The sequence below is a fragment of the Nocardia sp. NPDC003963 genome (assembly GCF_053605105.1).
This window is the reverse complement of sequence record NZ_JBSGIP010000001.1, coordinates 186,248-200,262: the sequence shown is the minus strand read 5'-3', so window position 1 is coordinate 200,262 and position 14,015 is coordinate 186,248. Positions and strand designations below refer to the sequence as shown.

Sequence of the window (14,015 nt, the reverse complement as noted above, 5' to 3'; positions counted from 1 at the left end):
CGCTGACGGCCGGATCGGATACCGGAACACTGGAACGCCTGTTCGGGCTGAGCGGGCGGGTCGCGGTGGTCACCGGCGCCTCGTCGGGACTGGGCCTGGGCTTCGCCCGCACACTGGCCGGGGCGGGTGCCACCGTGTACGCGGCCGCCCGCCGGGTCGACCGGTTACAGGAACTGGCCCGTACCGATTCCCGGATCGTGCCGGTGCGCTGCGATGTGACCCGCGACGAGGACCGCACCGCCCTGGTGGACCGCTGCTACGCGGAGTCCGGGCGCCTCGACGTCCTGGTCAACAACGCGGGCCGGCCCGGTCCGCCGAACGCCGAACAGGAAACCGATACGGAGTTCCGCGCGATCCTGGAATTGAACCTGCTCGCCGGATTCCACCTCGCCACCTACGCGGCGACCCGGCTGCCCGCGGGCGCAAGCGCCTCCTACATCAACATCTCCTCGGTGATCGGCCTGGTCTCGACCGCACCGATCGGCGGCGCGAGCTATGCCGCGTCCAAGGCCGGGACCCTGGGTCTGACCCGGGAGCTCGCCGGGCAGTGGGGCCGGCGCGGTATCCGGGTGAACGCCGTGGTCCCGGGCTGGTTCGATACAGAGATGACCGACGGGCTGTTCGGCAACGAGAAATCCGCGGGCTGGGTCCGGCGCAACACCGTGCTCGGCCGGGGCGGCCGCGCCGGGGAGGTCGACGGAGCGGTGCTGTTCCTCGCCTCGGATGCCTCCTCGTATATGACCGGGCAGACCGTGGTGGTCGACGGCGGCTGGACGGCCCGCTGATGCTCGCCGTTCAGCTCACCGCGTGGGGTTCCGAGCCCGAGGTCCGCGAGGTCCCCACTCCGCGCCCGCGCGGCGCGGAGTTGCTGGTACGGGTCGAGGCGGCCGGGCTGTGCCGTTCGGATCTGCACGTGATGGACTCGGCCCCCGGCAGCTTCGACTACCCGCTGCCGCTCACCCTCGGACACGAGGTGGCGGGCACCGTGATCGAGGCGGGACCGTCCGCCGACCGTGGCTGGATCGGGGCCGCTGTGGTGGTCCACGGTATCTGGAGTTGCGGCGCGTGCCGCAACTGTGTGCGGGGCCGGGAGAACTACTGTTTCGGCCTGCGATCCACCGGCCGCGGTGTGCCCATCGGCAACGGACTCGGCCACCCGGGCGGTCTGGCCGAGGCCATGATCGTGCCGGCGGCCCGGTTCCTGGTCCGGGCAGCGGGCGTGGATCCGGTGGTCTGCGCACCGCTGGCGGATGCGGGCCTGACCGCCTACCACGCCGTGCGCGAACATCGCGATCTGATCGATTCCGGCAGCGTATGCCTGGTGGTGGGAATCGGCGGACTCGGTCATCTCGCCGTCCAGATTCTTCGTGAGTTCGGCGCCGGCCGCATCGTCGCTGTGGACAACCGGCCAGAGGCGCGCACGCAGGCACACCGGCTGGGTGTCGACGCGGTGTATCCGGATATCGGTTCCGCGCACGGCGATCTGAGCGCGGGCGTGGATCTGATCCTGGATTTCGCGGGCGCTCCCGATACCGTCGGCCCGGCCGGGTCCGTACTCGCCCCTGGCGGGCGGCTGGTGGTGGTCGGCAGCGCGGGCGGACGGCTCGAGGTCGGCAAGGATGTCGGCCTGGCCATGGGGTGGGGTGTCACGGCACCGTTCTGGGGTCCGCGATCGGATCTGGCGGCGGTGGTCGAGCTGGCTCGCCGCGGCGTCCTGCACGTCACGGCGCAGACCTTCCCGCTCACCGAAGCGGTCGAGGTGTACCGCAGGTTGCGCGCGGGCGGGATCACCGGGCGCGCGGTCCTGGTCCCACCGGCGTGACGAGCGCATTCCGGCCCGCGACGGCGGGACGGCGAGTAAACAGAGAGCACAGCGGCACGAGGAACGGGCGATGAGAATACTGGCGGAGGAGATGCGCGAGCGGGCACGGCGCGCACCGGAGCAGACAGCGGTGATCGACGAGTTCGGGCAGCACACCCTGGGTGAGATCGTGGCGACAGCGACCATGCTGGCCGAGCGGATAGCGGCGATCGATGAGCGCGCGCCCACGGTGCTGATCCAGGCCGACAACACCTGGCGCACTCTCGCCACGGCGCTCGCGGTCGGATTGCGCGGCGGTGTGGTCGCCGTGTTCAGCCCGCACGCCACCGAATCGGAGTTCCGGCTGGCGCTCGCGGATATCGACCCGGATCTGGTGATCGGCGAACCGGAGGCAGTGCGCCGCTGGGAAGTTCCCGCGGATATCTTCTCCCGCCGCGTCACCGCCTTCGGCGATCATCTGCTGCTGGCGCGCGCGGCCCGGTTCGGTCCGGTGCGGCGCTGGCACGGCGGCAGCGCCATCGCCATGACCTCCGGTTCCACCGGCCGGCCCAAATGCGTGGTCCAGTCCGAGGACGCCATCCGTTACGCGTGCCGCAGCACCATCGAAACCGTCGGGCTGCGACCCGGCGATACGGTCGGCGCTTTCGTCCCACTGTCCTCGGTGGCGGCCTTCTGCTTCGGTATGTACCTCCCGGCCTTCCTGGGCGGAACCATGGTCACCCTCGGCCGGTGGTCCCCGGCGGCGGCACTGGACGCGATGGCCGGGCACCGGGTCGCGTGGACGATGCTGGTACCGACCATGGCGCTCCAGCTCTCGGTGGTCGAGGGCAGCGCCGGACGACTGACCGCGTTACGGGCCATGACAGTCGGTGGCGGGCCGATGAACCAACGAGCACTCGCCGAAGCCGAGGCGAAACTGGGCACCACGTTCCTCCGGGTGTTCGGTATGTCGGAATGCCTGGGCCACACCACCCCGCGAATCGACGATCCGCCCGCGATCCGGCTGGGTCGCGACGGGCGGCCGTTCCCGGGAACCGTCGTCCGTGCTGTCGACGACAGTGGGACCCCCCTTCCGGCCGGTGAGATCGGTGACGCGCAGGTCAAGGGCCCCTCGCTGTTCGTCGGGTACGCCCGCGGCGGCGTACCGGTACCGCCTGCGCTCACCGGCGACGGTTTTCTGCCGACCGGCGATCTGGTCGAGGTCGCGTCGGACGGTTCCATCCGGGTGATGGGCCGCCAGAAGCAGATCATCATCCGGGGCGGGCGCAATATCGATATCAACGAGATCGAGGCCGCGATCGCGGCGCTACCGGGTGTGGTGCAGGTATGCGTCGTACCGGTGCCCGACGATCTGCTCGGCGAACGGGCCGCGGCGCTGGTCGTGGCCGATACCGGGGAGCTGACCCTGCCCGCGGTCACCGCGCAGCTCGCCGCCGCGGATTTCCCCAAATTCAAATGGCCCGAATACTTGTTCACCGTCGCCGATCTTCCGCAGAATCGGGTCGGGAAATTGTCCCGGCCGGATGCGATCCGGCTCGCCGCGCAGCTGGCGGCAGCCGACTCGAGTTCATATCAGGTGGGGTAGAGTTGAAGCATCCACACAGTCGAATCCTGGGGGCACTTCACTCATGACCGTTGACACCGGAGCTCGGCGGGAAAGCCCGCGGTCCAAGCGGAGCAGCATCCTGGCCGCGGCTATCGAGCAATTCGGACGAATCGGTTACGAGCATACGAAATGGGCGTCGATCGCCGACGAAGTCGGAATCGGCCAGACCGCGCTCTACCACTATTTCGAATCGAAGGCACACTGCCTGCTGACGATCATGCGCTTGGAATTGGCCGATTCCGTCGACCGTTTCGTCGCGGCGACCGAAGGTGCGGAGAATCCGGAAAAGGCGCTTCGCGCGGCCGTGGCCGGGGCATTGCGCGCCGAACCCACCGACGCGTTGCAACGCCGGATCCTGCAGAACCATATGGATCTGCTCGCCGCACCACGCCAATCCGAGAAAGAGGAAGCCGAACGGCTGCGTTCGCGCGAACTGGTCCAGGAGATCGAACAGAACTGGACCGACCTCATCGCCCGCGGTATCGAGTCCGGTGATTTCGCCGATGCGGATCCACGTATCCAGGGCCGTCTGGTCCTGGCAGTGGTGATCAGCGTCTGGCGCTGGTATCGCCCGGACGGCGCACTCACTCTGACCGAGATCACCGAGACCGTCACCGATACCGCGGTGCGGATGGTGCGCGCGTAACTCCGCCGGCCGGAGGTGCGCACTTTCGTATACCCTAGTTAACCGAACAGAATTCAGTTAGGATACCTGGATGTACAACCTCATCGTGCTGGCGTCGCGCCCCAGCGATTGGACCCATGAGCAGTTCATCGAATGGTGGCGCGGCGAACACGCCGAGGTGACCTACCCGCTACCGGGACTGCTGCGCTGGCAGCACACCGAACTGCTCGATACACCCGACGAACGATCCGCGGGCTGGGACGGCCTCTCGGTGCTGAGCTTCGAATCCAGGGCGGCCCTCGACGCCGCGCTCGCCAGCCCGGAATGGAAAGCAGCAGTCCGCCATGTCGGCGCGATGCGCGGCCGCCGGATGATCTGGTATGGCGAGGAACGCACCATGGTGCCGGCGGCCGGTAGCGAATGACCGCGCACTGGGCCGATCCCGGCTGCTACCCGGTCGCTGAGGGTATCCATCGCATTCCACTGCAATTACCCCAGGACGGTCTACGAGCGGTCAATGTCTACGCCCTCGACACCGACGACGGCCTCGTGCTCGTCGACGGCGGCTGGCATCGCCCGGACACCTATCGCGAACTATCCGATGGACTCGCGCGTATCGGCCGGTCCCCCGGCGAGATCCACGATGTGCTCGTCACTCATATCCACCGCGACCACTACACCTTCGCGGTCGAACTGCGCCGCCGGCACGGCTGCCGGGTACATCTCGGCGCGGCGGAATCCGGCGGCCTACAAGCGATTCGGGACCTGGGCAGCAATGTACCGGAGAGTTCACTGCGGGAACTGCGCCGCGCGGGTGCCGCCGGTATCGCGGCACGCGCCTACGCGGAGAGCGTCGACGAGCCCTTCGACCCGGAAGATTGGGCGACCCCGGATAGTTGGCTGACCCCTGGACCGCTGGCCCTCGGCGGCCGCGAACTGGAAGTCCTCGCCACTCCCGGACATACCAAAGGACATCTGGTGTTCCGCGATCCGGCCGGGAACCTGCTGTTCACCGGAGATCATGTGCTGCCCACGATCACTCCGTCGATCGGGTTCGAACTGGGTACCTGGGAGCTGCCGCTCGGCGATTTCCTGCGGTCACTGGAACTGTTGCGCGACAACGACGACCAGACCATGCTGCCGGCGCACGGCCCCGACGGCGGCAGTGTCGGCCGCCGCGCCCGGGAGTTGCTCGACCATCACCTCCTGCGGTTCGCTCAGATCGGCACCGCGGTAACCGAACTCGCACCGTGCACGGGTCTCGAGGTGGCCCGGGCACTGACCTGGACACGCCGGGATCGCCCGTTCTCGACACTGGATACGTTCAACCAGATGGTCGCGACCTGCGAAACCATGGCGCACCTGGATGTCCTGGTGGCACGGGAGGCAGTCGCCGTCGATGATTCCGACGGGGTCCACATCTTCACCGGAACGGGCTCCCGACGGCGCCCGCATCGCACGTCGCCGTAGTATCCGCACGATTCGCGGCGGATACCACGGCGACTCCGCACACGCTCTCAGCACGCGACCCGACAAATCAACGAGGTCGCGCGAAAGCCATGGGCATCAGGGGATTCGGTCGACTCAGCGGATATGTCACGGAACGGCAGCTGTCACCCGTGGCTGCCGTGGCTGCTACCACTGCTGCCGTGACCACTGCCGTGGTGGCTCCCGCTACTACCGTGACCACTGCCGTGGTGGCTCCCGCTGCTGCCGTGGCCGCTGCCGCTACCGCCCGCGGTGTCGGCTTGGACTGCGGGCTCGAGCACCAGTGGCGCGGCGAACGCGGAAGTCGCCACGAACGTCGCCGGTGTGAGTGCGAGTACGGCCGCGACAACGCCGCGAGCCACCATGCGGCGGCGTTCGGCGGGACTACGGCGATTGGTCGAACTCATGGAAATATCCCTTCTTCGCATTGGGGAGGGTCAATACTCACTGGGTAGCCGGAATTGCTTGTGTCGGCGGAAATGCCGATGGGCAGCGATCGCCCCATTAGCACGCACGGGCGGATCCCCACTCGGGAACGACGTCTCACCCGGGAGAGCACAGGTGTGGCGTCAGAGACAGGCCGCCGCGGACTGTTCGGAATCGACGAATCGGATCCCGGACAGCTCGAAATAGTAGTGGGTCCACCCAACAGCAAGTGGACGACACGCAAGTCAGAAACATCGGATGATCACAGTCGGGATACCGGTCCGGTTTCTCCGGCCCGGCCCGAAGACCGCCCCCACTGCGATCTTCCACGGCGCGCCCGCCGGCCCCGGACATCTGCACCCTCATCCGACGAAGATGTCCGGGGCCCGCGGTCAGGCGCAGGTCCAGCCGCCGTCCACATAGAGTTCGGTACCCGTGACGAAGCTCGAATCGTCACCGGCGAGGAACGCGACCGCGGCCGCCACCTCCGGCGCTCGTCCGAGGCGACCCATCGGGGTACCGGCCAGCATCGCGCGGTGGCGCTCGCTGCCCTCGTACCGCGCGAGCAATTGATCGGTCTCGATGAAACCCGGATGGATCGAGTTCACCCGGACCCCTTTCGTGGCCCAGTGCAGTGCGGCGTTCTTGGTCATCGTGCGGACCGCGCCCTTGGCCGCCGCGTAGGCGAGGCTGTTGCCGAGCCCGCCCACGGTGCCCAGGATCGAGCAGAGGTTGACAACCGATCCACCTCCGCTTTCCTCGATCAGGGCTCCGGCGTGCTTCATACCCAGCCAGGTCCCGGTCTGGCTCACCTCGATCACCCGGTTGTAGCGGTCCAGATCCTCGTCGACCACCGAGGCCAGGCTGCCGATGGCGCCGTTGTTGACCAGCGCGTCCAGCCGTCCGTACCGCCGCCGGATCGCGGCGACAGTCTCGGTCCATTCGTCCTCGCGGGAGATATCGAGGGGGCGGGTCAAGTGCCGATCGGGCCGGTCCAGCCCGGCGACCAGATCGGCGCAGGCGGCTTCGCCGAGATCGGTCACCACCACCGCGGCGTCCTCGGCGGCGAGGCGGCGCACGATCTCGACACCGATCCCACCGGTCGCGCCGGTCACCAGTACGACCTTGTCCCGGAGTCTGGAGGCTCCCGTTGCCATTGCGGCCCTTTCTGTTCCGGTGCCGGCGGAATTGTCCCGACTCATAGTTTGTTCAGCACGTTCCGTCCGCCGACCAGCATCGCGACCGCGACACCGGCGGTGGTGACCGCCGTCATCAGCAGCGCCATGGCGGCCACCAGCGGGTAGGACCCGTTCTGCCACAGGTCGAACAGCAGCGTGCCCATCACCTGCGTGGTCGAGGCCCGCACGAGTAGCGACGCCGCGAATTCGTGGGTCAGCAGGATGAACATCAGGGCGACGGCACTGAGGATGGTCGGCCGCATCAGCGGCAGCATGATCCGCAGATTCGTCACCAGCGGGGACGCGCCGCTGGTCGCCGAAGCCTCACTGTAGGTGTTGCCCAGCGAGAGCATCGCCGTCATCTGCATTCTGGTCGCGTAGGGCAGCATCAGCACGATGTAGACCAGGACGATCACCGTCCTGGTCCCGTAGAGGATCAGCGGCGGCTCGGTATAGGTGAGCAGGAATCCGACACCGAAGATGACGGCGGGAATTCCGAGCGGCAGCGCGGTCATCAGATCGGCGAAGAGGGCCAGCACCTTGAACCGGCGGCCGCGCACCAGCAGTGTGGCCATCAGGTATCCGAGCGGTACACAGATCAGCACCGCGGCCAGCGAGGTGGACACACTGGTCAGCACCGATCCCACGATCGCGTTGTCGGCAGCCAGGGTGCGGAAGTTGTCCAGGGTCAGCAGATCCCAGGACAGCGTGCCCGACCAGTACGGCGTCAGAGAGACGATGACCAGTCCGATCATCGGGATCACCAGGGCGAGCAGGGCGTAGCCGACGATCGTCGCGGTGGCCCAGAGGGAGCGCCCGGCCGGCGGGGCGAATGCCTTGCCGCCGTGGGTGACGAACCGGGACTGGTTGCCCAGCAGGCCTTTCTGGATCAGGACCAGCGCGAGGCCGAAGATCACCAGCGGTGAACCGGCGGCCGCGGCCGCGGCGAAATCCGACGGTGATTCCGAGACCCGGCGATACATCTCCGTGGTCAGCACCTTCACACCGTAGTTCTGCCCCAGCAGCAGCGGTCCGGTGAACTGGCCCAGGCCCAGCAGCAGCGCGATACCGCCGCCGTAGATGAGCGACGGGCGCAACAGCGGCAACACCACCCGGAAGAACACACCGACGGTCGAGGATCCGCTGATCTGAGCGGCTTCGAGATGTTCGGCGCTGATGTTCTGCATACCGGCACTGACGAACAGGTACACGAACGAGGTCAGGCCGAAACCGGTGAGGATGATGATCCACGGCACGGTGTAGACATCGATCGGGCCGGTATCCGAACCGCTCCACCACGGCAGTTTCCGCAGCAGCACATTGAGATATCCCGGTCCCGGTGACAGCAGGAACGCCCAGCCGACGATATTGGCGACCGCGGGCATCACGATCGGCAGGATCGGAATGATCCGCAGGAATCCCAGCCGATCCGGCAACCGGCTCGCGGCGAAGGCGAGCAGGGTGCCGAGCACCAGCGCGATCACCAGCGACCCCAGTGCGAGCGCGACGGTGGTCCGGATGGTCTCGCCGATATCGAAACGTGTGTACTGGGCCCGATACCCGCGCGCCCCGTCCGCGAAAGCCAGTGATTGCAGCCGGATCATGGGCAGCACCACCAGGTAGCCGAGGATCGCCAGCAGGGCCAGGTAGCCCAGACGGGTACGCCATTGCGCGGGGAGGGCGAACGACCGGGGCGCGGTCGTGGTCACGGTGGCCATCAGGCGTGTCCTCCCGCGCTCACCGTCGCCGGCTCCGGCGCCGCGGCCGGTGCCCCACCCGGTGCCGCGAAGACGCGCAGCGCGGCCGGGGAGAAACTGACCACCAGCGGCGCACCGGGACTGCTTCCCCGCAGCGCCGCGCTGTGTTGGGCCGCGGGCGCGCGCAGGATCAGCTGTTCCCCACCGGTTTCGACCGTGACGTCGAAATACCGGCCGCCGTATTCGTAGGTCACGAGTTCGGCGTGCAGGGCGACATTACCCAGCGGGACCTCGTCGGCCGTGGCGTGCAGCAGCACATCGTCGGGCCGTAAGCGCGCCACCGCGGTACTGTGCTCGTCGGCCGAATCGCGGACCACCGCATGGGTCAGATCGATGGAATCCCCGGCCGCCGTGGCCCATCCGTCGTGGCCCCGGCGCAGCGACAACCGGTTGCTCATCCCGATGAAGGCGGCCACATAGTCCGATACCGGATTCTCGAACACCCGCTCGGGTTCGTCGTACTGTTCGATCTTCCCGGCTTTCATGATGGCCAGCCGGTCACCGAGGGCGAAGGCCTCGGCCTGATCGTGGGTCACGAATACCGCGGTGAATCCGAGACGCTGATGCAACTGGTGGATCTGGGACCGCACCTGATCGCGCAGGCGCGCGTCCAGATTGCTGAGCGGTTCGTCGAAGAGCACCAGATCGGGCCGCGCCACCAGCCCGCGGGCGACGGCCACCCGCTGCTGCTGCCCGCCGCTCAACTGCGCGGGATAGCGGTCGAGCAGTGCGCCGCAATCGACCATTTCGGCGGCCGCCTCCACCGCGCCCTCCCCCACGGCCGCTTTCATCTTGCGCACTTTCAGCGGATAACGGATGTTGTCGCGCACGGTCATATGCGGCCACAGCGCATAGGACTGGAACACCATGCCGATATTGCGTTTGTGCGCGGGCACGTTCACCCGGCCGGCGGCATCGAAAACGGGACGGTCCTTGAAGGTGATCGAGCCGCCCTGCGGATCCTCCAGCCCCGCCAGACAACGCAGCGTCGTGGTCTTACCGCAACCACTCGGTCCGAGCAGGACCAGGAATTCGCCTTCTTCTATCGTGAGGTCGAGCTGATCGACGACGATATTGGCGCCGTAGGTCTTGGTGAGGCCGGAAACGGTGAATTTCGACGTCATCTCATACCTTCTGGTTCGATAATTTCGGGGTACGGACACCGGCGGCGGTCCCGCCGTCGACCAGGAGGTCGATTCCGGTGACATAGCTGCTGTCCGGGCTCGCCAGGAACGCGATCACCGCCGCCACCTCCGCGGGCGCGCCGCGGCGCTGCATGGGAATGCTGCGGACGTAGGCGGCGGTATCGTCGGCGTCGAAACCCGGAGCCGAGGTGATCTCGGTGGTGATACTGCCCGGGCAGACCGAATTGACCCGGATACCCTGCTCGGCCAATTCCAGCGCCGCGACTCTGGTCAGTGCCCGCACACCGGATTTCGCCGCACCGTAGGCGCCGAGTTCGGCGGTCGCGAGGACACCCCGCAGCGAGGAGATGGTCACGACGGTGCCCCCGTCGGTCATGGTCGCCGCGGCGGCCCGCAGTCCGAGAAAGGTCCCCACGAGGTGCTGGTCGATCATCCGCCGGAACTGGGCGAGGGTGGTCTGCGCCAGGGTCGCCTTCAACGCGGTCCCGGCACAGTTCACCAGCACGTTCATCCGGTGCCCGGCATCCGCCATCGCGGCGGCCGCGGCCTGCCAGTCGGCTTCTTCGGTGACGTCCAGGTGCCGGTAGTGGGCCCGGGGGCCGAGCGTCAGTGCGCGCTTCCGGCCGGCGATATCGTCCACATCGGTGAGGTAGACCGTCGCGCCCCGGGCGGCGAACAGTTCGGCGGTGGCCCCGCCGATACCTCCGGAGGCCCCGGTGACCAGCACGTGGGTACCGTGCAGGGGCTCGGCCCTGTTGTCCATGCCTGTCCTTTGTCGGTCGGTGTGAATCGGAGCCCGATCAGCTCTGGAAACGCCGCGCCCATTCCTGGGAGTACTGGGCGACCTTGTCCGGCGTGAGATCGGCGGTATCCGGCGCCGCGATCTCCTGCGCCTGCACCACCGCCCCGGGGATATCCGGCAACGCGGCCGCGTATCCGTCGTTCAGGGCGGTCTGCCCTTCCCGGGTGGCCATGAAATCGACCAGGACCTGCGCCGCGTTCGGATGCGGCGCGACGCTCACGGCGTGGCTGTACCAGGGGGTGCCCCAGGGCTGCGGGGGTAGCGCCCAGCCGACCGGCGCACCGGCCGCCACTTCGGTGACCAGCGGTTGTACCGAGGGGGTGGCCACGATCTCACCGGAGGTCAGCGCCTGCGCGATCCCGAGCGCGCTCGGATAGATACGCGGTTTCAATTCGGCGATCCGGTCCCAGTAGTCGTCACCGTAGGTCCGGGCGTAGAAGCGATAGAGATCGACGTAGGAAGCGATACCGGTGGGGTTGACGATGCCGATCTTGCCGCGGAACTTCGGATCGAGGAGGTCCTGCGGGGAACGCAATCCGCCCGGTACGGCGCCGGTGTTCCAGCCGAGCGCGAAAACGGCCGCGCTGCTCAGCGCGAAGCGGTTCTCCAGCACGCTGGTCTCCGGCTGATACTCCGGGGCCTGCAGATGCGGGCCGACCAGATCGGCGGAATAGCTGCCGGATCGGGCCGCGTTGGCGATCCAGGTCGCGTCGGTGAGCATATGGACGTCCGCGGTACCGCGCCCGGTGCGGTTCTCGGTTTCCACCCGCGGGTTGATATCCGCGTCGGTGCCCCGGACGAACTCCAGGTCTATCCGCGGATATTTCTTCTCGAACGCGGTCTCGAGCCGTTCCAGATTGGCGGGCTTCTGGCTCGAATAGAGCAGCACGCTGCCTTCTTTGTCGGCGGCGGCTTCGACGTCGGACCAGGCGCCCGTGACCGGGCCTGTGGTGCCCGGGCTCGCGCCGCACGCCGTCAGAACCGAAGTGACAGCGAGAGCCGCCGCGGCCGCCGTGGCCTTGAACAACAACTTCATGGTGCGAATACCCACATCCCACAGAACTGAACTGATGTCAGTTTGAAACTATGCCAAACCCATTGTGGTGTCAATCACTGTGTGTCAATAATATGAAGTGAATCCAGTTCAAGGAGGAACGGTGACCTCGCCTCGTATCTCGTCCCCACTGCGGATCGGGCCGCTGACCCTGCGCAACCGTCTCGTCGCCACCGCACACGGATCCGGCGTGGTCAGCGCGGGTACGGCCCAACCCGGCGACGACGACTACTGGCGACGCTGCGCGGCGGGCGGTGCCGCCATGGTGATCGCCGGTGGCACCGTGGTGAGCGCGGACTCGGGGAACCGGACCGGCAATATCACCGACGCGTCGGATCCGGCGGGCCTCCCGGGCTTGCGCCGCCGGGCCGGCGCGATCGCCGCGGAGGGCGCGATCCCGGTCTGCCAGCTGGTCCATCTGGGACGTGAAACCCTCGGCGCGGAGATCTGGGAGCATCCGGTAGCGCCGTCCGATATCCGCTCACCCCGCGAACCGGTCCGGGCCCGCGTCCTCTCCGACGCCGATATCGAGGAGATCATCGCCGCCTTCGCGCGCAGTTCCCGATATGCCGCCGATGCGGGATTCGCCGCGGTGGAACTGCACGCCGCCCACGGATACCTGCTGGCCCAGTTCCTGTCCGCCGCCTCGAACACCCGGCCGGATGCCACCACCGCGGCCGGGCGGGCCGCGATCCTGCACCGGCTGCACGACGCGATCTCCGCAACCTGCCCGGATCTCCCACTCGGTGTGCGTCTTTCGATCGACGGCGCAGAGGAAGCCGGTCTCGATACCGACGGTCTGTGTGAACTGCTGCCGCTGCTGGGCATGTTCGACTACATCAATGTGACGGTCGGCGTCCGCACCACCTATGTCCGCGATATGGCCACCGCCGCGCCTCCGCTGCTACCGGAGCTGGCCCGGTTACGTGCCGCCACCGACCGGCCGCTGCTCGTCTCCCAGGCGTTCCGGACACGGACCGATATCGAGGCGGCACTCGACGCGGGTGCCGATCTGGTCGGGATGGCGCGCCCATTCGTCGCCGATCCCGATATCGCGGTGAAGCTGCTGCGGGGTGAGGATTCCCGGATCCGGCCGTGTGTCTCCTGTAACGAGGACTGCCGCTCGTTCACCCCGGTACTGCTCTGCTCGGTGAATCCGGTCCTGGCACCACCGGGTCTGCCCGCTCGTCCGGCGCGACCACTGCGGTTCGGCGCGCCGACCGGCCGGACCGGGCGGGTGGCGATCGTCGGCGCCGGGCCGGCCGGACTGGAGGCCGCGTTCCGGCTGGCCCCGACCCACGATGTCACCCTCTTCGAAGCGAGCCGGTGGATCGGCGGGCAGTTGCGCACCGCCGGACAGGCTCCGAACCGGTCCGGCTGGTCGGCGCTGCTGCGGTACTACCAGGACAATCTCGCCGGGGTATCGCTGGAATCGGGATATCGGGTCCGCCCGGCCGATCTCACCGATTTCGACGAGGTGATCGTGGCGACCGGCGCGACCGAATCCGCGACACCGGGCACCACCACGACCACCGCGGCCCTGATCGATCCCTGGCAGATCTGGCCGGGCGACCGGGTGGTGATCGTGGACGACGGTTTCGGATCGTGGCCGGCCCTCGGCGTCGTGGAGGCGGCGCTGGCGGGTGGCGCGAGCCAGGTCACCGTACTGGTGCCGGGACCGGCGGTCGCGGCCGGGATCCCCGCGGAGAGCCGGGTCCAGTTACGTAAGCGGCTGGCCGGTGGCCCGGTGGACTTCGTCGTCGAGGCCGCGGTCTCGGAGGTGCTGCGCGAAGAGACGGAGACCGTGGTGACGTACCGGAATCTGCTGTCCGGCCGCACCACCCGGCTGGCCTGCGATCGGGTTGTCGTCGCGGGTGAACGCCGGGCCTCGGATGTGGAGCCGTTCCGTCGGGAGCTGGCGCACGCCCGGGTCCAGATCATCGGCGACGCAGTGGTGCCCCGGCGGGTATCGCACGCGGTGGCCGAAGGCTACGCGGCCGCCGGGGTAGTGGTCGGCAGCACCGGCCGTGCCCCCGTACAGACCGGTTGAGCGGTACCGGAATCCCGACGAAACCACCGGGTGGCCCGATCGCCCACCCGGAACACCGAACC

At 68.0% G+C, this 14,015-nt stretch carries 13 protein-coding genes; 7 read left to right on the top strand and 6 right to left on the bottom strand.

The genetic code is table 11. From position 1 onward, the window contains the following. The first annotated feature begins 2 nt into the window (after positions 1 to 2). The 6 genes from ACWEWT_RS00925 to ACWEWT_RS00900 all read left to right on the top strand — a co-directional run bounded on the left by ACWEWT_RS00925 (position 3) and on the right by ACWEWT_RS00900 (position 5,523). Positions 3 to 785: an SDR family NAD(P)-dependent oxidoreductase gene (locus ACWEWT_RS00925; RefSeq protein ID WP_452557617.1), complete on the top strand. Its 783-nt coding sequence runs from the start codon at positions 3 to 5 to the stop codon at positions 783 to 785. After that, entirely contained in the window at positions 785 to 1,822 is a 1,038-nt protein-coding gene (locus tag ACWEWT_RS00920; RefSeq protein ID WP_452554831.1) for an NAD(P)-dependent alcohol dehydrogenase, read from the top strand. Before ACWEWT_RS00925 ends, ACWEWT_RS00920 begins: the two co-directional genes overlap by 1 nt. 70 nt (positions 1,823 to 1,892) lie before the next feature. Next, entirely contained in the window at positions 1,893 to 3,407 is a 1,515-nt protein-coding gene (locus ACWEWT_RS00915) for a class I adenylate-forming enzyme family protein (RefSeq protein ID WP_452554829.1), read from the top strand. 43 nt (positions 3,408 to 3,450) lie between these two features. After that, entirely contained in the window at positions 3,451 to 4,074 is a 624-nt protein-coding gene (locus tag ACWEWT_RS00910; RefSeq protein WP_452554827.1) for a TetR/AcrR family transcriptional regulator, read from the top strand. 70 nt (positions 4,075 to 4,144) lie between these two features. Then, positions 4,145 to 4,477, top strand: coding sequence for an EthD domain-containing protein (locus ACWEWT_RS00905; protein ID WP_452554825.1), 333 nt, complete (start codon positions 4,145 to 4,147; stop codon positions 4,475 to 4,477). After that, positions 4,474 to 5,523 carry an MBL fold metallo-hydrolase gene (locus tag ACWEWT_RS00900; RefSeq protein WP_452554823.1) on the top strand — a complete coding sequence of 350 codons (1,050 nt, stop codon included), beginning with the start codon at positions 4,474 to 4,476 and terminating at the stop codon, positions 5,521 to 5,523. Before ACWEWT_RS00905 ends, ACWEWT_RS00900 begins: the two co-directional genes overlap by 4 nt. A gap of 143 nt (positions 5,524 to 5,666) precedes the next feature. On the opposite strand, the gene ACWEWT_RS00895 is transcribed toward ACWEWT_RS00900, so the two are convergent. The 6 genes from ACWEWT_RS00895 to ACWEWT_RS00870 all read right to left on the bottom strand — a co-directional run bounded on the left by ACWEWT_RS00895 (position 5,667) and on the right by ACWEWT_RS00870 (position 11,885). Then, complete coding sequence (locus ACWEWT_RS00895) at positions 5,667 to 5,948, bottom strand: hypothetical protein (RefSeq protein WP_452554821.1); 282 nt, start codon at positions 5,946 to 5,948, stop codon at positions 5,667 to 5,669. Positions 5,949 to 6,359: 411 nt separating this feature from the next. Continuing rightward, positions 6,360 to 7,124, bottom strand: coding sequence for an SDR family NAD(P)-dependent oxidoreductase (locus ACWEWT_RS00890; RefSeq protein WP_452554819.1), 765 nt, complete (start codon positions 7,122 to 7,124; stop codon positions 6,360 to 6,362). A gap of 41 nt (positions 7,125 to 7,165) precedes the next feature. Next, entirely contained in the window at positions 7,166 to 8,863 is a 1,698-nt protein-coding gene (locus ACWEWT_RS00885) for an ABC transporter permease (RefSeq protein WP_452554817.1), read from the bottom strand. Further along, positions 8,863 to 10,026, bottom strand: coding sequence for an ABC transporter ATP-binding protein (locus ACWEWT_RS00880; protein ID WP_452554815.1), 1,164 nt, complete (start codon positions 10,024 to 10,026; stop codon positions 8,863 to 8,865). The genes ACWEWT_RS00885 and ACWEWT_RS00880 overlap by 1 nt, the downstream gene beginning before the upstream one ends. 1 nt (position 10,027) lies before the next feature. After that, positions 10,028 to 10,810, bottom strand: coding sequence for an SDR family NAD(P)-dependent oxidoreductase (locus tag ACWEWT_RS00875; RefSeq protein WP_452554813.1), 783 nt, complete (start codon positions 10,808 to 10,810; stop codon positions 10,028 to 10,030). Positions 10,811 to 10,847: 37 nt separating this feature from the next. Then, the gene (locus ACWEWT_RS00870; protein WP_452554811.1) at positions 10,848 to 11,885 is read right to left on the bottom strand and encodes an ABC transporter substrate-binding protein; all 1,038 of its coding nucleotides are present in this window, start codon (positions 11,883 to 11,885) and stop codon (positions 10,848 to 10,850) included. 121 nt (positions 11,886 to 12,006) lie between these two features. Here ACWEWT_RS00870 and ACWEWT_RS00865 point away from each other — a divergent pair, with 121 nt between their 5' ends. Continuing rightward, positions 12,007 to 13,953, top strand: a complete 1,947-nt coding sequence (locus ACWEWT_RS00865; RefSeq protein WP_452554809.1) for an oxidoreductase — start codon at positions 12,007 to 12,009, stop codon at positions 13,951 to 13,953. Positions 13,954 to 14,015: the final 62 nt, after the last annotated feature.